Source organism: Paenibacillus oleatilyticus, from assembly GCF_018998565.1.
GTDB classification, from domain to species: domain Bacteria; phylum Bacillota; class Bacilli; order Paenibacillales; family NBRC-103111; genus Paenibacillus_G; species Paenibacillus_G oleatilyticus.
The window spans coordinates 242,811-259,427 of record NZ_JAHNZO010000001.1 but is presented as its reverse complement, the minus strand read 5'-3'; the positions used below and the strand labels follow the sequence as shown (position 1 = coordinate 259,427).

The 16,617-nt window shown below is 52.5% G+C and carries 19 protein-coding genes; 7 read left to right on the top strand and 12 right to left on the bottom strand.

Annotation, left to right across the window (positions count from 1 at the left end):
• Positions 1 to 156: 156 nt before the first annotated feature.
• Complete coding sequence (locus tag KQX66_RS01205) at positions 157 to 732, bottom strand: GbsR/MarR family transcriptional regulator (RefSeq protein WP_216788800.1); 576 nt, start codon at positions 730 to 732, stop codon at positions 157 to 159.
• 274 nt (positions 733 to 1,006) lie between these two features.
• On the opposite strand from KQX66_RS01205, the gene KQX66_RS01200 reads away from it, so the two are divergent.
• The 3 genes from KQX66_RS01200 to KQX66_RS01190 are packed head-to-tail and all read left to right on the top strand — an operon-like array spanning position 1,007 to position 3,946.
• A complete protein-coding gene (locus tag KQX66_RS01200) occupies positions 1,007 to 2,215 on the top strand; it encodes a quaternary amine ABC transporter ATP-binding protein (RefSeq protein WP_216788798.1) in 1,209 nt (402 codons plus the stop codon).
• The gene (locus tag KQX66_RS01195; RefSeq protein WP_216788795.1) at positions 2,205 to 3,050 is read left to right on the top strand and encodes an ABC transporter permease; all 846 of its coding nucleotides are present in this window, start codon (positions 2,205 to 2,207) and stop codon (positions 3,048 to 3,050) included. The genes KQX66_RS01200 and KQX66_RS01195 overlap by 11 nt, the downstream gene beginning before the upstream one ends.
• A 26-nt stretch (positions 3,051 to 3,076) precedes the next feature.
• The gene (locus KQX66_RS01190; protein WP_216789658.1) at positions 3,077 to 3,946 is read left to right on the top strand and encodes a glycine betaine ABC transporter substrate-binding protein; all 870 of its coding nucleotides are present in this window, start codon (positions 3,077 to 3,079) and stop codon (positions 3,944 to 3,946) included.
• A gap of 55 nt (positions 3,947 to 4,001) precedes the next feature.
• Here the strand turns inward: KQX66_RS01190 and KQX66_RS01185 are convergent, their stop codons facing one another.
• Positions 4,002 to 4,598 (bottom strand): YdeI/OmpD-associated family protein, encoded by a 597-nt coding sequence (locus tag KQX66_RS01185; RefSeq protein WP_216788786.1) that lies wholly within the window; start codon positions 4,596 to 4,598, stop codon positions 4,002 to 4,004.
• A gap of 296 nt (positions 4,599 to 4,894) precedes the next feature.
• Here KQX66_RS01185 and KQX66_RS01180 point away from each other — a divergent pair, with 296 nt between their 5' ends.
• The 3 genes from KQX66_RS01180 (at position 4,895) to KQX66_RS01170 (ending at position 7,581) form a co-directional block, all read left to right on the top strand.
• Positions 4,895 to 6,031 carry an ATP-binding protein gene (locus KQX66_RS01180; protein ID WP_216788784.1) on the top strand — a complete coding sequence of 379 codons (1,137 nt, stop codon included), beginning with the start codon at positions 4,895 to 4,897 and terminating at the stop codon, positions 6,029 to 6,031.
• A gap of 315 nt (positions 6,032 to 6,346) precedes the next feature.
• Complete coding sequence (locus tag KQX66_RS01175; RefSeq protein ID WP_216788783.1) at positions 6,347 to 7,096, top strand: hypothetical protein; 750 nt, start codon at positions 6,347 to 6,349, stop codon at positions 7,094 to 7,096.
• 98 nt (positions 7,097 to 7,194) lie between these two features.
• Positions 7,195 to 7,581 (top strand): hypothetical protein, encoded by a 387-nt coding sequence (locus KQX66_RS01170; protein WP_216788781.1) that lies wholly within the window; start codon positions 7,195 to 7,197, stop codon positions 7,579 to 7,581.
• A gap of 360 nt (positions 7,582 to 7,941) precedes the next feature.
• Here the strand turns inward: KQX66_RS01170 and KQX66_RS38160 are convergent, their stop codons facing one another.
• The 8 genes from KQX66_RS38160 to KQX66_RS01130 form a co-directional block, all read right to left on the bottom strand.
• Positions 7,942 to 8,271 (bottom strand): Y-family DNA polymerase, encoded by a 330-nt coding sequence (locus tag KQX66_RS38160; RefSeq protein ID WP_368858140.1) that lies wholly within the window; start codon positions 8,269 to 8,271, stop codon positions 7,942 to 7,944.
• A 139-nt stretch (positions 8,272 to 8,410) separates the two neighbouring features.
• Positions 8,411 to 8,791 (bottom strand): winged helix-turn-helix transcriptional regulator, encoded by a 381-nt coding sequence (locus KQX66_RS01160; protein WP_216788778.1) that lies wholly within the window; start codon positions 8,789 to 8,791, stop codon positions 8,411 to 8,413.
• A gap of 168 nt (positions 8,792 to 8,959) precedes the next feature.
• A complete protein-coding gene (locus KQX66_RS01155; protein WP_216788777.1) occupies positions 8,960 to 9,685 on the bottom strand; it encodes an ABC transporter permease in 726 nt (241 codons plus the stop codon).
• A 26-nt stretch (positions 9,686 to 9,711) separates the two neighbouring features.
• Positions 9,712 to 10,443 (bottom strand): ABC transporter permease, encoded by a 732-nt coding sequence (locus KQX66_RS01150; RefSeq protein WP_216788774.1) that lies wholly within the window; start codon positions 10,441 to 10,443, stop codon positions 9,712 to 9,714.
• The gene (locus KQX66_RS01145) at positions 10,440 to 11,351 is read right to left on the bottom strand and encodes an ABC transporter ATP-binding protein (protein WP_216788772.1); all 912 of its coding nucleotides are present in this window, start codon (positions 11,349 to 11,351) and stop codon (positions 10,440 to 10,442) included. The genes KQX66_RS01150 and KQX66_RS01145 overlap by 4 nt, the downstream gene beginning before the upstream one ends.
• 83 nt (positions 11,352 to 11,434) lie before the next feature.
• The gene (locus tag KQX66_RS38080; RefSeq protein WP_216788770.1) at positions 11,435 to 12,838 is read right to left on the bottom strand and encodes a sensor histidine kinase; all 1,404 of its coding nucleotides are present in this window, start codon (positions 12,836 to 12,838) and stop codon (positions 11,435 to 11,437) included.
• The gene (locus KQX66_RS01135) at positions 12,835 to 13,566 is read right to left on the bottom strand and encodes a response regulator transcription factor (RefSeq protein WP_216788769.1); all 732 of its coding nucleotides are present in this window, start codon (positions 13,564 to 13,566) and stop codon (positions 12,835 to 12,837) included. Before KQX66_RS01135 ends, KQX66_RS38080 begins: the two co-directional genes overlap by 4 nt.
• Positions 13,567 to 13,598: 32 nt before the next feature.
• Entirely contained in the window at positions 13,599 to 14,078 is a 480-nt protein-coding gene (locus tag KQX66_RS01130; RefSeq protein ID WP_216788768.1) for a GNAT family N-acetyltransferase, read from the bottom strand.
• Between the two features lie 155 nt (positions 14,079 to 14,233).
• Between KQX66_RS01130 and KQX66_RS01125 the strand changes: the two genes are divergently transcribed.
• On the top strand, positions 14,234 to 14,758 hold the full coding sequence (locus KQX66_RS01125; protein ID WP_216788767.1) for a hypothetical protein: 525 nt from the start codon (positions 14,234 to 14,236) through the stop codon (positions 14,756 to 14,758).
• Positions 14,759 to 14,846: 88 nt separating this feature from the next.
• Here KQX66_RS01125 and KQX66_RS01120 read toward each other — a convergent pair whose 3' ends face one another.
• The gene (locus KQX66_RS01120; protein ID WP_216788766.1) at positions 14,847 to 15,653 is read right to left on the bottom strand and encodes a histidinol-phosphatase; all 807 of its coding nucleotides are present in this window, start codon (positions 15,651 to 15,653) and stop codon (positions 14,847 to 14,849) included.
• A gap of 9 nt (positions 15,654 to 15,662) precedes the next feature.
• Positions 15,663 to 16,565: a LysR family transcriptional regulator gene (locus KQX66_RS01115; protein ID WP_029191694.1), complete on the bottom strand. Its 903-nt coding sequence runs from the start codon at positions 16,563 to 16,565 to the stop codon at positions 15,663 to 15,665.
• Positions 16,566 to 16,617: the final 52 nt, after the last annotated feature.

The following is a 16,617-nucleotide window of genomic DNA, read 5'->3' as shown; positions in this document are numbered from 1 at the left end:
GTTGGATAATGTTGCCTTGTTCCATATTCGCTTTCGATTCAGGGGATTATTTCCCGGAAAATGACGAATCGTCCCGGGACAGGGAGGGCATTTCTGCGGACACGAAAAAGCCGTACCGAATCGTCTTCGGCACGGCCTATCAGCATATACAGCGTATTAATGAGAGTCCGCTTGCGGCTCCTCCTTCGGCACCAGCTTGAAAATTTCCCCGGATTCGAACGTATCGATCAAGCGTCCGAGCCATAAGTAGTAGCGGATCGCTTCCTCCAGCTTGCGGGTGTCGGTGGCGACGATGTTTTGCAGCGCTTCGTTGTCCGGGTCACTCTCCGCAAGCCGCTTCAGCTCGGCCGCAGATTTGCGCAGCGCCTGCACGTTCATCTCGATGGACTTCTGCCATTTAATGACGAAAAAATCCGCGAACGTCTGGTACCAGTCCGGCTCGACCTCGTACAAATCTTTCCGCGTACCTTTTTCCCACACTTTATGAACCATCTTGAGGTCCGTCAGCGTCCGTACGCCCGTACTCATGCTCGTCTTGCTCATGCCCATCTCTTCGCCCATTTCATCAAGCGTCATAGGCTTATCTTGAAAAAACATCATGCCATACAAATGGCCGGTGGAAAGGGTGACGCCATATAAATCCATATTTTTTCCGATGGATTCGATTACGCGTTTACGGGCCTTTTGAACGATGCCAGCTTGTTCCTCCGTCATCCCAACCCAGTTGTTCATAATTAATTATGCCTCCTGCGGATGCTGCCGCCGCTCGTAGCCATTCCGCGGCAGAATGCTTTGCCTAAAATAAATATTCTCATTGTATTGTATTGAACATGCATTTGAAAGTAAAGCTATTAGCAAGAAAGGAATTTGGAGGAAATGGGAGTATTCTGTACGATACGTATGTAAAGTTTTTTCTGTACGTACGAAACAAACTTATTTCGCTTTTGACCCATCGCCCTGCGCACCTGTAAACTTAAGAGCATTGAAAGAATGGGGGGATACGGCTTTGATCGAAGTAAAGCATTTGACCAAAATTTTCGGTCAGCATCCGGAGAAGGCGCTTGAGCTTCTTAACCAAGGCTGGAGCAAGAAGCGTATCTTTGCGGAGACGAAACAGACCGTGGGCGTGAACCGCGCGAGCTTTACGGTCAAAGAAGGAGAGATTTTCGTCATTATGGGGTTGTCCGGCAGCGGCAAATCGACCCTGATCCGGCTGCTGAACCGGCTGATTGAACCGACGGATGGAAGCATCCTGTTCCGCGGTGAAAATATCGTAGAGATGAACGAGGAGCGGCTGCGCGAATTTCGCCGGACGGCGATGAGCATGGTGTTTCAAAAGTTTGCGCTGTTCCCGCATAAGACAGTTGTGCAAAATGTCGAGTTCGGGCTGGAGGTACAGAAGGTACCGGCCAAAATCCGCAGGGAAAAAGCGCGGGAAGCGCTTGCGCTGGTCGGACTGGAGGAATGGGCGGATCAATATCCGGACCAGCTGAGCGGCGGCATGCAGCAGCGCGTCGGCCTGGCCCGGGCGCTCGCCAACTCGCCGCAGGTCCTGCTGATGGACGAAGCGTTCAGCGCCCTCGACCCGCTGATCCGCAAGGATATGCAGGAAGAGCTGCGCGAGCTGCAGGAAAAGCTGAAGAAGACGATCATTTTCATTACGCACGATTTGAACGAAGCGCTGAGGATCGGGGATCGGATCGCGCTGATGAAAGACGGCTCCATCGTCCAGATCGGCACGCCCGAGGAGATTATGATCACCCCGGCCAACGAATATGTGGAGAAATTTATCGAAGATGTCGATCTGTCCCGGGTATTGAACGCTTCGCATGTCATGCGCCGGCCGGAGACGATCGCGTATGACCGCGGGGGACCGCGCGTAGCGCTGGAGCTGATGCGGGAGAACGGCATTTCCAACTTGTTCGTCGTTGACAGTGCCAAGCGGCTGATCGGCGTATTGACGGCCGAAGACGCGGCCCGGGCGATCCGGGAGCACTTGACGCTGGATTCGATCATCATTTCCGAGGTGCCGACGGTGTCGCCGAATACGCTGCTGAGCGACCTGTTCGATACCGTCAGCACAAGCCGCGTGCCGGTGGCAGTCACGTCCGAGAACGGGCGGCTGCTCGGCGTCATTATTCGCGGTGCGGTGCTCGGAGCATTGGCCGGCAACCACGACCGGGTTCGAGAGGCGGTGACCACAGATGGGTCCTAAGCTTCCGATTGCCGAATGGGTCGAGGGGCTCGTCGATTGGCTCGGCTCCACCTTCGAGTGGCTGTTCGGCTTTATTTCTTCCTTAATTGAAGGAACGGTCAATTTGTTTTCGCTGTTGTTTCATTTTCCGCCTGCACTGGTGCTCATCGTGTTAGTTGCTTTCCTGGCTTACCGTGCGGCTGGGCTCATGCTCGGCATTTTTACCCTGCTCGGCATGCTGCTGATTGCCAACCTCGGGTTCTGGGACCATACGATGGACACGCTCGCGCTTGTGATGACCTCGGCTTTCCTCTCGGTCATCGTCGGCCTGCCGCTCGGCATCTGGTCCGCGAGAAACAAGACGGTGCAGAACACGTTAACGCCGCTGCTCGATTTTATGCAGACGATGCCGGCCTTCGTTTATTTGATCCCGGCGGTTACCTTTTTCGGTCTGGGTGTAGTGCCTGGCGTCATTGCTTCCGTTATTTTCGCGGTGCCTCCGACGATCCGGCTGACGAACCTCGGCATCCGCCAAGTGCCGTTCGACCTGATCGAGGCGGCCGACGCTTTCGGGACGACGCCCGGACAGAAGCTGTGGAAGGTCCAGCTCCCGCTGGCGCTGCCTACGCTGATGGCCGGCATCAACCAAACGATCATGCTCTCGCTGTCAATGGTCGTCATCGCTTCGATGATCGGCGCTCAAGGGCTTGGAGCGGACGTGTATCGCGCCGTTACCCAGCTTAAGACGGGCGAAGGCTTCGAAGCGGGGCTCGCCGTCGTCATTCTGGCGATTGTGCTCGACCGGCTGACGCAGCATGCGATTAAGATGAAACCTAAAGGAGAGAAGAAGCATTGAAAAAACGAAACCGGAATCTGCTGTGGATGACGTTATGTTTTCTCGGGATCGCTCTGCTTGCCGTTGGGTGCGGGGCCAAGAGTTCCGACACCTCGGCGTTTGTAGGGGATCAAGTGAAATATGAAATTATCGGCATCGACCCCGGCGCGGGCATTATGAAGGCAACGAGTCAGGCGCTTAAAGATTACGGCTTGACCGACTGGAAGCTTGTGGAAGGCTCCAGCACGGCGATGACCGCGGCGCTGGAAAGAGCGTATAAAGCGAAGAAGCCGATCATTATTACCGGGTGGACGCCGCACTGGATGTTCGCCAAATACGATCTCAAATATTTGCAGGACCCGAAGGGCGTTTACGGGGCGGATGAAGAGATTCATACGATTGCAAGAACGGGGCTTAAAACGGCGGAGCCGTCCGCCTATGCGGTGCTCGACAAGTTCGAATGGACCGCGGCCGACATGGAGAAAGTCATGGGAGCGGTCATGGACGGCAAGAAGCCGGAAGTTGCTGCGGCCGATTGGGTAAAAGAGAACGCCGCCAAGGTGGACGGTTGGGTGAAGGACGTGCCGAAGGCCGAAGGCCGGAAGCTGAAGCTCGCTTACGTCGCTTGGGATTCGGAGATCGCCAGCACGAACGTCGTCAAGCAGGTGCTCGAATCGCGCCTCGGCTACAAGGTGGATATGCTGCAGGTGGAAGCGGGCCCGATGTGGGCCGGTGTCTCCGGCGGTGATGTCGACGCGATCGTTGCCGCTTGGCTGCCGACGACGCATAAGGACTATTACGAGAAGTTTAAAGGCAAATTCGAGGACCTCGGCCCGAACTTGAAAGGGACCAAGATCGGTCTGGTCGTTCCGAAATATATGGAGATCAATTCGATCGAAGATTTGAAGAAGAAGTAAGGCGAGAGCAGACCGGACGAACGTATGACGTTCTCCGGTCTTTTTATTATGCAGGCTATTCATCATTTAATCCCTTGCCGTTGAGAATTTGCTGCATGTATTTTTCAACCCTTGACTCTCGGGTTTTGGATTGTTTGGGTTCGGAAAAATAAAGAATGTAGGCTCTTTGCCGTCCAGGTGTCAATGCTTCGAAAGCAGTTTTCAAGGCAGGGAATTCATCGAATTTATTTTGAAGTTCTTCAGGAATTATGAATTCTGTAGTCTTTTTAAAATTCACTTCCAAACCGGCTTTCTCAACTTCAATGGCTTCCTGAATATAGGCTTTCAAGATGCCTTCCATTTCAACTATTTCTTGTACATTGGTGAACCGAATTTGGCGTGCCGCCTGTACATTTTCCGTTTGTTGGATTAGAATTCCATGGGCATCCTTTAACAAGACCCCTTTTTGAAACAGAAGCGCACAATATTCCTTAAAACCATGTATTAAAACTATGTTTTTATTCTCAAACGTGTAACAAGGATGCATCCACTTAAATTCTTCGGTCAGCTCACAGTCAAGTACAATATTTCTCAGCTTCTCATATTCTTCCTTCCACGTTTTGGCTTTGCTTAAAAATTCATCAACCTTAGGATTCGTTCTGCTAGTTGTCATCAAGAAACATTCCTCTTCAATTTTGCGATCAGCAGACATTTTGTTTTCGTATTGTGCCCGATGGTTCACCAGTAAGCCATTTGTCAAAGAGTTACATTCGTATCTTTGACAGAAAACAGGCATGAGGAGACTAACACATTCTTTTATTCGACGTTGTGTTTTCGTACTCCTCGCTCTGCAAATATCAACAGTTGAGTTTAACATAACCATTATTTAAAAAGGCATTTACACGATCTTCCTTCATTGATATAATGCAATTACGTAATTACGTAAAATTATAAAATGAAGGTGAGTCCATGAAACGAGATGCTCTTCAGGAAATCGATAAGCTGGCCGTCCGCATGTCGGAGCTAGAAAGGCTGGTTCGGCGCTGTTTGGTGGAGCAGCCGTCCAAGGCGATTCCGGCACCCGGAACGGCTTCCGGGCGGATTTCAGGAGGCTTGGTCGGTTCAGCAACCGATACAGGCGAATCCGGGGAAGGGACGGTTTATTATTCCGGCCACTATGAAGGAAGGGGGCGTGCCTTCCACTGGACACCGCAAGAGCGGCGGATGGATGAACTGCTCCGTCTGAATACGGACAAAGCGTCTAAAGTGTTGTCTGCGCTCGGACATAAGCAGCGGCTGGATATTTTGCGGGCCGTTGTGAACGAACCGTTATCCGGGGCCGCATTGGTGGAACGGCTAAATATGGGGACGACCGGACAGCTCTATCATCATCTGAAAGCTTTGCTTGGGGCCGATCTACTCGTTCAAGAGCCGGGAGGAGGATATACGCTTCCCGCCCATCGGATGCTGCCCTTGCTGCTGCTGCTGGCCGCGCTCACGGATCTGATCGACACGAGCGATTACATGGATATGACGGAGGTTCGAAGCGATGCGGGCGCTTACTTGGGACGGGAGCAAGGGGGCTACGATACGCACATTTTGTTATGGGCCGTTTTGGAAAACAGCGTGCTGGAGCATCGGGCCGGCTATTGCAGCGAAGTCCATATTTTTGTGCATGACGACTACACAGTGACCGTAGCGGACAACGGCCGGGGAATTCCGGTACGCCCCCTGCCTTCTTCGAACCTTTCGAACGTGCAGAGCGTTCTGACGGATATTGCCGAGTCGAGCGGAAATGCGCCGTTCGTTTCGCCCGGTGCGGAGAAAGGGATCAGCATTGCGGTGGTCAATGCGCTTTCCGAATCGTTGTCGGTTGAAATCAAGCGCGAAGGGAAGGTGCACCGTCAAGACTACATGCAGGGCATCCCGCAGACGGAGTTGCTGACGGTCGGCTTGACGGAGGCGACAGGCACGAGCGTCACGTTCCGGCCGAATCGCGAGCTGTTCGGGGCGGGCTTTGAGCGGAAGCGGATCGAGGAGCGGGCATCCGAGCTTGCCGCCGCTTACCCCGGCTTAGCGGTCATGGTTCATGGTCCTGCGCAATAATAAAAAGGGAGTCAACTGACGAAATGAGAATGGATAGAGTTTCAGAAATTGATCTGAATCTCTATCCATTTTCGACTTAGCATTTATCGCGTTCGTTCTTGATAGCGTAATATATTTGTCGGGCTTCGGACAGAAAGACACGATATTATTAAAATTCATTTAACAATGGTAATATTATTCATATATTACTAAATAATACAATATTATAAATAATAATAAAAATTAAAATGTAATGGATATATTATCATTTTTATGTTAAGATTTACTATAGAAGTTGGCCGACTTCCAAAAAAACTCGTGAAAGTAGGAGAAAAAATGAAAAAAATTGCCTCAATTGTACTTTCCTCTCTATTGTTACTAACTACTGCTGGTCTAGCTTCTGCTCAATCTCCTGAATCTATTAAACCGGATGCAGGATTTAAGGTTACTTTTAGTAAATCCGAAATAAAGGATCTAGATACTTTATATCAGAAGGCCAAAAATAGAATTTCCGATGAGAAGGTCGCATTACCTAAGGTAGAATTGAAAAATAATCAAACAAATGAGGTTGTGGATCTAGAATCATTAAGTACTACCCAACTTCTAGAAGTTAAAGAAGATAAAACATCCAATAGTACGGTTAAACGTTATGTTACAACAGCATTTGCAACGCCCTACGCTGCCGGAGGTTCGGGTGAAAAACCGAAAAATGCTTGGGACTCCAGTTATGCTGTTAATGCGTTCTCAACTATCTATTGGAATATTACAGTTAGCGGAGGATTAGAATATATCTCCCTTACAGAGGTAAAAGGTGGCTGGACTGTAGGTGACTCTAAAATTTCTTTGGACAATAGATTGGTTAGAATTGGACAAACGGGTACAACAAAGGACCGTTCTCATGCGGACCAGAAAGAAGAACATTACAACTATGAGTTGTTAAATAACAAATTTGATTATGGTATAAATTCTAACTGGGTTCCTGTGAGGACTTCCCAATCATATACGTTGGTAGGAGTATATACCGAAGTAAAACTTTATAGGGGCACTTCTAGCTGGGAACTGACGTTGTCAAACAATTATAATTAAAAATAATGAAATAATAAGGTATGAGATTATTAATCTCATACTTATTATTTTTATATATAATAAAAGGGATAATTCGCTAACCACTGGAGGTGCATTATGTGAGAAATGCATTAATTTTAATTGTTTTCGTTTTGGTGATATTTACTATTGGTTGTACTGATAATGCTGCTATGAAGTATAAAGGGGAAGGAGAAAATTGGGCTGCAGAATTTGATTATCATAAGACACAAAGTTCAACAGAAACAGTATTTAAACTTTCATACAAAGGTTCGGATTCTAATTTTTCAGGTCCTGTAAGTTACTCCTATACATCAAGTATAGGAAAGGGAGAAGCATCCGGAATCATGCTGCCAAACAATAAAACCATTGTAGATAGAACCCCGGGAACTGGTTTTGCAAAACCTTCTAAAGAAGAAGAAATTCAAGTTAAAGTAAATTGGAATAACGGTTCGACAGAATCCATAATGTTGAAATCGATAAAATAATATTTATAATGAGGGATCCAATTGGCGGATTCCTATTTTTTATTCCTTCACAAATCATGAAATTTGTATAGATGTCCAACACTACCACTAACGAATATGGTAAAATAAGGATCAGAACTAGCCTAAGTTCTATTAATGTTTGTCGGGATTTAGGCTTATTTGCGGTACTATGATAGCGCAGGCCATCGTACAGCGATGCAAGATGCAACTGGAAGACCGGAGTTTCATTATAACACTGCCGCCGGTCAGTTAATGTATGGTACCATGATGGGAGGATCATTCAATATTCTTATGATCGGCAAGGGAATCGACTTATATGATTGATCCATTCGGATTTGTGACGAGGTGTGAATATGATTCCTAGAATCGGTTTTGAATTTGGGTAATGGGATTTGAGCAAGGTCGCCGATCGTATAGATGCCCATTCTCAAAAAAGTGATTTGTCATTCGCCTACCTACACCAAACATTTGGCTGATCGGCAGCGGCCATGGGTGCCGAGATCCTTCAGCCTGCGGCAACACAAATATGCCTTCTGAATGCTTATTTGCAAAATTATCACAGGCCTGCTTGGCCAACACCTTGTTTTCAGAAATACCAGCCCGTGACCAGACTCCTGTTGCAAGCATGATCTTCGTCTGAATCTGTTTTGCAATTTCTTCTGCAGATCGGAAATACTTCAAGCTACCCATTACGTCTATGAATTGTCATCGACCAAGAAAATTTCAACTAAGGAAAGTTTCAGCTCAGGTACAACTATCCTGATCAATCGTCAAAAAGGCTGCCATAATTCCGGCAGCCTTTCGTCGTGCTCCGCTTATTTTCGCTCAGCTATTCTTCCTTCGCAGCCACGGCCTCGGCCGTATCGTTCATCCGGCCTCGGTACGTTTCCCCCCACTGCTTCATCTGCAGAATGATCGGTTCCAGCGTCCGGCCGAATTCGGTGAGCGAATATTCCACTTTAGGCGGAACCTGCTGGTATACTTCGCGATGCACGATGCCGTCCTCTTCCAGCTCTCGAAGCTGCAGGGTCAGCATCCGCTGAGTAATGGCCGGGCAAATGCGGCGGAACTCGTTGAACCGTTTCGTTCCGTTGATCAAATGGTAGAGCAGGATACCCTTCCATTTGCCTCCGATGACATCCAGCGTAAACTCGACAGGGCAGCCTTCAAAATTGGGAACGCTACAGCCGCCGTTTATTTTCTTGCTCATTCGCTCATTTCCTTTCAGTATATAAATGTATATTATAAGCATTTTTGGATGTACCTACGTTCATTAATTATATCACAGAAACGGCACACCGATATGATAATGATCTCGCGAAAAATAAAAAGCGAAGGTTCCCGAAAACGGAAAGCCTTCGCTTGCAGATGATACGATTCACAGAATGTCCCGCCGTCTGAACTCGGTGAAGCCGAAAACGGTGATCAGAAGAAAGACAAGGGCTACCACGCCGTACAGAAGCGGGCCTTTGCTGAAGGTACTGCTTTGGCTCGCGAGCGCGGCCATCGTCGGATAGGTCCACGGATAGACGATCCAATATTTCGTATTGGCCACAAGGAGCGAGGGGATCGCCAGCCCGATCCCGATGCCTAGCGGGATGCCGATATGGCGGTAGCGCAGGCTGAGCCAGAATTGAATCGCCATAATTGGCAGCACGGCCGGGATCAGGCGCAGAAGCGGCAGCGCGATCCGGTCCAGCGGGATCGGGCCGTTCGCCCCCGCGACCAAGCCTGCGGCGACGATGCTTGCGCCGAAGACGGCGATATTCAGGACGACCAGCAGCAACGCGAGGCCGAACTTAGCCGCGTAAATATGCCCGCGTCGCACCGGCAGCGCAAGCAGATGCTTCCAGCCGTTATGGCTGTGCTCGATGCGGATCATAAGCGCGATGACAATGGCGATAAAAAACGGCAGCAGCATCGGCGGGTAAAAAATGAGACACTGCTCGATAATGACAGTCCAATCGTCCCGGGTCCATACGTCGGTGTAGCGGGTAAAATTGCCGACGCCTTGAGCGGTTAACAGGATCGGCATCAGAATAACGATCCACAAAATGCGCGAATGCTTTAATTTCAGCCATTCGGCGGCGAATAACGACTTCATCTCCAGCGTACCTCCTTGGCGTACGGTTACAAAATATCCCTTTTCCCGAATTCGAGCATGCCGGCCAGCAGCGCTGCAGTTCCGAAGAGCAGCCCGCTCACGATGGAGACGCCGGCGTCCCCATCCGGACCCGGCATGGTGAACAGCGGGGCCGCATACGGGATGTAGCGCATCCACTCCGACTGGGCGAGGAAGATCGCGCCTACGGTGCCCGACACCCCGACGGCGACCGGAATAATCGTATTGCGGAAGCGAGAGCTGAGCCAATGCTGCACGCTGGCGATGCCGAGCGACGAAAAGATCAGGTACAGCGCGTACTGTCCATAAAGGCCGAAGGGGAACGGTTCGGGAAAGCCGATGACGAGCCCGCCCAGCCGCAGGCCGGCCATAAGCGCCAGCACCGATAAGACGGTCGCGAGCACAATGACAAGCCACTTGGCCGCATACACGTGTCCCCGCCGCACCGGCAGGCTCAGCAGGTGCTTCCAGGCGTTCTCGCTATATTCTCGGAAATGGACGATAGCCGCCAGCAGCGTAACCCCGATCGGGAGGAAGAAGGCCCATAGAAAAAACACTTCGTTCAGCATCGCTTCCCACGACGTTTTCCCTGCATGCCGCTGCATCAAATAATCGTAGCGCAGAGACATATTCAGGAAAATCAGTACGGATACGAGGGCCGGACCGCCGAAGGCGAGCTTCCACAGGACGCCTTTTTTCTGCTTGTACAGTTCCGCCGCAATGACGCTCCATGCCTTCACAAGCTTTGCGCTCCCTTCGTCATCGTCAGGAAAATATCTTCCAGCGACGGTGTATTTTCGCTAACGTGCGAGATGTCGAAGCCGGCCGTAACCAGCTCGCGGTTCAGACGGGCAGCGCTCGTTCCCGACATGTCCACGTACAGGCTGTTATGACGCTTTTCCACTTGATGGCCCCGGGCCAGCAGAAAATTGCCCGCCTCCACGAGCGGAGCGGCATCGATGCGCAGCATCGTTTTGTTCTGCTCCCGCAGCTCCTGAAGCGAGCCTTGGAACAGCAGCTCGCCCTTGTAAATAATGCCGACACGGCTGGCAATCAGCTCGATTTCGTTCAAAATATGGCTGGAGACGAGCACCGACAAGCCGCGTTCCTCCGGCAGGCGGGCGATCAGCTCGCGGATTTCGAGAATGCCGGCAGGGTCCAGGCCGTTGGTCGGCTCGTCGAGCACGAGCAGCATCGGATTGCCCAGCAGCGCCTGCGCGATGCCGAGCCGCTGCTTCATGCCGAGGGAGAACGTCTTGACTTTTTTGTTGCGCCATTCGGACAGCCTTACCGTTTCCAGCACTTTGTCGATGTCGGATTTCCTTGCGCCTAGAAGCTTGCGGGTGATCTCCAAATTGTCATAGGCGCTCAGATTGCTGTAATAGGACGGAGACTCGACCAGCGAGCCGACCCGGCGCAAAATATCGAGCCGGTGCCGGGCCAAGTCTTGCCCGAAGACGCGAACCTCGCCCTGCGTCGGACGAATCAGTCCGAGCAGCATGCGGATCGTCGTCGTTTTGCCTGCGCCGTTCGGACCGAGGAAGCCGTACACTTCGCCGGGCCGTACCTGCAAGTCGACCCCTTTGACCGCGGCGAACGATTTGAATTGTTTTGATAACCGTTTCGTTTCCAAGATGAATTCGCTCATAAAAAAACCATGCTCCTTTCGTTCGACAAGAGCATGGTATCGTATGGAATTTAAGCTTCGCTTCAGTTTACCTTAAATCCGCCTTAAGTTTGCGGAAAATGAACAAGGATCGTCGTACCGTGCCCAGGCCGGCTCTCCACTTCGACCTTTCCGTCGTGCGCTTCGATAATTTGCCGGGCGATTGCAAGTCCGAGCCCCGAGCCTTGATGGCTTGCCGCCGTATTCGTGCCGCGGTAATACCGGTCGAATAGCTTGGCCATATCCTCCTTGGAGATGCCTACGCCGTTGTCGGCGATGACCACGCGCACGCCGCTCTCATTGCCCGAGACGGCAACCTGCACCTGCGTCCCCGCAGGATTGTGAACGAGCGCGTTGAAGAGAAGATTCAGGAACGCGCGCTGCAGCAGCTTGGCGTCAAGGGACAACAGGATCGTCTGCGGATTCGCATCGAACGCAATCGTCCGGTCCTCGCCCTCCGGGCTGTTAAGCAGCAAAATGACGGTTTCCTGCAGCAGCCGGACGACATCGCTTTCCCGCTTATCCATCGGCAGGAGATTGTGCTTAAGCTGAGACGTCAGCCGCAAATCGTCCAGCAATCCTTCCATATAAGCGGCATTGCGCACGATCGTCGCCGCATAGCCGGTCCGCTCGTCGGGATTGAGGTCGTAGTTTGTCTCGGCAAGCACTTCGCCGTAGCCTTTGATGGAGGAAAGCGGCGTTTTCAAATCGTGGGACAAGCCGGCGATCCATTCCTCCCGCATGCGGTCCACGCGATCCCGGTGCTGCTTAAGGGACGACAGGGTAGAGGAGAGGTGAAGCAGGCTGCGGTACACATCTTTATAGATTCCTTTCGGCGCAAGGCGAAGCTCATAACGGCCGTCCGCAAGCTCGCGAATCGCGTCGATGACGGTCCGTACCGGTTTGGACAGTCTCCTGGCGAACAAATAGCCGATGATCAGCGTGCCGCCCAACGTCACCCCGATGAGTATGTAGAGACCGTTCGGAAAAAAGGTCTGCACATTTTTCGGGCTGATGTACAAAAAATATTTCGCCACCGTTTCCACCGGGAAGCCGATCATGTAGCTCCAATGATAGCCGTTATCTTCCACGCGGCTGATAAAGACGGTAAAATCTTGGACGGCATATTTATAAAAAAAGGCGATTTCGCTGGGCGAGTAATGCGTCAGGGCATGCGGCGGCTTATGATAGGCGAACGCTTCCGCGCCGGATTCATCCAAGACTTGAATCCAGGCCCGCTGCCGGTCCAATTCCTCCAGACCTTCCGGGGTGACGTACGGGTGCCCGTCCTGCAAGGCAATGCGCTGCCCGAAGTCGTGCGTAAACCGCTCGGCGAAAGCGGCCGTTCTTCCGTTTTCGAAGGCAGGGCCCCCCGCCAGAAAATACAGCACCGTATAATTGACGATCAGAATCAGGAACGCCAGCGTTGACATGGATAACAGGAATTGGATAATGACTTTCCACTTCACGGCCGTCCGTCCTTTCGCTGCAGCTTATAGCCGAGTCCCCGCACGGTCAGCAAATATTCCGGCTCCGACGGCTTGTCCTCCAGCTTTTCCCGCAGGTGGCGCATGTGCACCATCACCGTATTGTCATATCCCGTATACGAATCGCCCCATACGGTTTCGTACAAATGCGCCTTGCTGAACAGCTGTCCCGGGTGCCGGGCCAAAAACAGCAGCAGCTGGTATTCTTTGGCGGTGAGCGTCACGGGAACGCCGTGCTTGCGTACTTCGCCCTGCTTCTCGTCGATCGTCACGCTGCCGAATTCGTAGGTGCTGCGGTTTTCCTCCTGCATGGCCGCGTACCGGTTGCGGCGGAAGTACGCCTTCATCCGGTACGCGACTTCCTTCGGGCTGAACGGCTTTGTGATGTAGTCGTCGCCGCCGAGGCTGAGCCCCAGCAGCTTGTCCACGTCTTCGTTTTTGGCGGACAGGAAAAAGATTGGCGCAAGCGTGAATTGCCGCAGCTGCTGGCAAACGGCAAAGCCGTCGAGATCCGGCAGCATGACGTCGAGGACGATCAGATCCGGCTTTTCGCTGCGGCACAGCTCGATGCCGGCAAGCCCGGTGGCCGCTTTGAATACCAAGCGGAATCCTTCTTTGCGCAGCACGGCATCGAGAAGGTTGACGAGGTCTGGTTCATCGTCGATGATGACGATTTTTTTGCCCGCGATATCGGACATCTCATGGAGCATGGCGCTTCCTCCTTTGCAATTCTCGTTCGATATCAAGGAGCAGTAAGGAGCAGCTCCATCAGCGGGAGCTTCCGGTCCGGGAAAACGGTGGATTCGATTTCGCCGATCCGCACGGCGCCCATTTTGGTGTAAAATGCTTCCGCATGCGGGTCGCTGTGAATGCGGATACACGGGAGGCGAAGCTCGGCGGCGGTAGCAAGCATATGGCTCCACAGCCGTTTTCCGTACCCGCGGCCGATGTATTCGGGGGCGATAAACAGGCTGTCGAGCTCGGCCACCGAATCGGACGAACCGCCCGAACCCGGAGGCCGCAGGCTGTAAAAGCCGGCCATTTCACCGTCGTCCGTCTCAAGCAGGTAGACGGACGACGAACGGATATGTTCGGGGCGCAGCGTCAGGTCCTCGCGGCAGGCTTCCATAAACTGCGGATCGTAGCCCCAATAAGCTTTCGAGCGAAATGACAGCTCGCTGAGCAGAGTCGCGTCATGAGCCGTAGCGCGGCGTATCGTCATACTCGGAATACCTCCCATTGGACATGTGTTTTTCTTGAATATACACCCATTTTCCTTCAACCGGTCCACCTACCCATACGCGGAAGGGCGGACCGACATACGCTGATGTATCAGACAAGTCGGATTCATTTCTCAGCTAAGGAAGGGATCGACGAATGAACAATAAAAAGCGTAATGCCGCTCCCAAAAAAGCTTCGGCCCGTACAGTCAAATCGGTAAAACGAGGCGCTGCCTGCCGGCTGCGTCCGTTACATCCCGCTCCCCATATGAATACGGCTCAGGTGCGGGGGCTATTCAGCCCGCTCGGCATCGGCGGAGGCTTGGGCGGCTTTTCCAGTATTGAACGTACCGTCAGCGGTGTACCTGGCGGAGGCGTAGGTACGGCGGAGGTGGCCAGAGGGGCCGGTGGCGGCGGGGGCTTCCTCTCGTTCTTCAATACGATCGGAGGTCTCGACGGCATCATTTCCACCATGGGCAAGGTACAGAAGGTGTTCACCATCGTAAAGCAGGTCAGCCCAATTTTCAAGCTGTTCAGCAGCTTCGGGAGCTTGGGCGGTCTGTTCGGCGGCGGAGCGAAGGTCAAGAGCCTCAGGCCTCCGGCCAAAGCCGTACGCAAGCCCCGTTCCCGGGCGGTTGCGAAGCTCGCGAGAGCCGCGGGACCAAAACGGACTGCAAGATAAGCGCGGCCGAGCGGCCTTCAAAGCACAAATATCCGGCTCAAATTCCTCGGCCCTCGGGGAATTTGCCGGATATTTTTTTGCCCTTACGCTATAAAGGGACGACCTGCTTTTGTTTTTCCTTGTAGTACACCCATTCGCGGAACCCGATTTCCTTAAGCCTTGCAGCTACCTCATCCCAGTCGTCGCCAACCCGGGAAGGGACGTGCGCGTCCGAGCCGAACGAGACCTGGACGCCGAAATGAAGCGCCCGTTCCAAAATCTCGTCGATCGGGTACCAGCCGCCGCAATCCTTCGTTTTGCCGGAGGTGTTGATCTCGATCGCAATATCGTACTTCGCGATGGTCTGCAGCGTGCGGTCTACCGCATCGGTCTGAATATCGGAGAAGGCCGGGTAGAAGCCGCGCATCGCGTCGATGTGGCCGAGAATCTGGAACATGCCGCTGCGCGCGGATTGCTCGATCAGATCGTAGTACAGCTCCTTTTGCTCCACCTTCTGACGGTCCGTCAGTCCGTTCCACCGCTTCCGGTTGAAGATGCTGACGCCGCCCGACAAATGCACCGACCCGATGATATAGTCGAACGGATACTGCTCGTACACTTTGCGGTATACGTCCGCCACCTCGGGGAAGAAGTCCGATTCGACTCCGAGCAGAACGTCAATGCGTCCGCGGTACTCCTCCTTCAGCTTCAGCACTTCCTCCACGTAACGGGCGAACTCGCTCTTCGCCATCGCGATGCCGGGCTGCTCCCGGTCCACGCTGCTTGCAAAGTACGGCGAGTGATCGGAAATTCCGATGACTTGCAGGCCGTTCTTGATCCCCGCTTCGATATAATCGCGGATAGTTCCGGTCGCGTGACCGCACCGTTCGTGATGCGTATGCAAATCGAATTTCATGGCGTTCCCTCACTCCGAACCTATGAATTGAGTTTCCTGCATGCCCTTCAAATCCTGTAGAAACTGATGCAGCGCCGAGCTCAGATAGCGTCCAGACTTGTATACCACCCCGACCGGGTGGCTGATTTCGAGCTCGTTCACCTTGATCATCTTGAGCGTCCCGAGGCGCAGCTCGCTTTGGATCGACAGCTTCGAGATGATCGCCGCCCCGAGATTCAGCTCCACCATCCGTTTTACTTCCTCGCTGCTGGACAACTCCATTACTACCTGAGGGGTGATGTACAGCTGCTTCAGAATTTGATCCACGAACCTCCGTCCGGCCGTTTCCGGAGACAGCATGATCAGCGGCAGCTCGTGAAGCCGCTCGATCGGCACATGCGCGAAACGCGCAAGCGGATGATCGGGGGAGACGACCAGCTCGAACGTATCGTAATAAAGCACGGAGCTTTCAAGCGCGGGATGCTTGTCGAACAGGTAGGTGATGCCGATATCGATCGTTCCGTTTTCGACGCTGTGCATGATTTGCGAGGTGGTCATCGAATGGATGGTTGTTTTGATCAAGGGGAACTGGTTCTGAAAATAAGACAGCACCCTTGGCAAAATTTGGATCGCGATCGAAGTTGTCGTTCCCAGATGAATATGTCCTTGCGGCGTTTGGTTCAAGTCCGAAAGCCGCTGCTTCAAATCTTCGACCGTCTGTAAAATAATCTCCGCATGTTCAAGAAAGACTTGGCCGCTGTCGGTCAGCGTAACCGGCTGGTTGCGGTCGATCAGCACCGTTTTGAATTCGTCTTCCAGACTTTTAATTTGCGCCGAGACGGCCGGCTGGGTCAGATTCAGAATTTCGCCCGCTTTGCGAAAGCTCATGGTCTTGGATATCGTAATGAGCGTTTCCAACTGATTGAGATTCACATCGTTCCTCCTCACCGGGGCGCGAACGCTTCCAATAGCATTCTCGAAATAA

Excerpts from the sequence above, each read along its gene's own strand:
- KQX66_RS01160 (WP_216788778.1), bottom strand. The coding sequence starts at position 8,791 with ATGAGCAAGAAAATAAACGGCGGCTGTAGCGTTCCCAATTTTGAAGGC.
- KQX66_RS01205 (WP_216788800.1), bottom strand. The coding sequence starts at position 732 with ATGAACAACTGGGTTGGGATGACGGAGGAACAAGCTGGCATCGTTCAA.
- KQX66_RS01155 (WP_216788777.1), bottom strand. The coding sequence starts at position 9,685 with ATGAAGTCGTTATTCGCCGCCGAATGGCTGAAATTAAAGCATTCGCGC.
- KQX66_RS01175 (WP_216788783.1), top strand. The coding sequence starts at position 6,347 with ATGAAAAAAATTGCCTCAATTGTACTTTCCTCTCTATTGTTACTAACT.
- KQX66_RS01135 (WP_216788769.1), bottom strand. The coding sequence starts at position 13,566 with ATGCTCCATGAGATGTCCGATATCGCGGGCAAAAAAATCGTCATCATC.
- KQX66_RS01120 (WP_216788766.1), bottom strand. The coding sequence starts at position 15,653 with ATGAAATTCGATTTGCATACGCATCACGAACGGTGCGGTCACGCGACC.
- KQX66_RS38160 (WP_368858140.1), bottom strand. The coding sequence starts at position 8,271 with ATGGGTAGCTTGAAGTATTTCCGATCTGCAGAAGAAATTGCAAAACAG.
- KQX66_RS01125 (WP_216788767.1), top strand. The coding sequence starts at position 14,234 with ATGAACAATAAAAAGCGTAATGCCGCTCCCAAAAAAGCTTCGGCCCGT.
- KQX66_RS01130 (WP_216788768.1), bottom strand. The coding sequence starts at position 14,078 with ATGACGATACGCCGCGCTACGGCTCATGACGCGACTCTGCTCAGCGAG.
- KQX66_RS01145 (WP_216788772.1), bottom strand. The coding sequence starts at position 11,351 with ATGAGCGAATTCATCTTGGAAACGAAACGGTTATCAAAACAATTCAAA.
- KQX66_RS01180 (WP_216788784.1), top strand. The coding sequence starts at position 4,895 with ATGAAACGAGATGCTCTTCAGGAAATCGATAAGCTGGCCGTCCGCATG.
- KQX66_RS01195 (WP_216788795.1), top strand. The coding sequence starts at position 2,205 with ATGGGTCCTAAGCTTCCGATTGCCGAATGGGTCGAGGGGCTCGTCGAT.
- KQX66_RS01185 (WP_216788786.1), bottom strand. The coding sequence starts at position 4,598 with ATGACAACTAGCAGAACGAATCCTAAGGTTGATGAATTTTTAAGCAAA.
- KQX66_RS01190 (WP_216789658.1), top strand. The coding sequence starts at position 3,077 with ATGACGTTATGTTTTCTCGGGATCGCTCTGCTTGCCGTTGGGTGCGGG.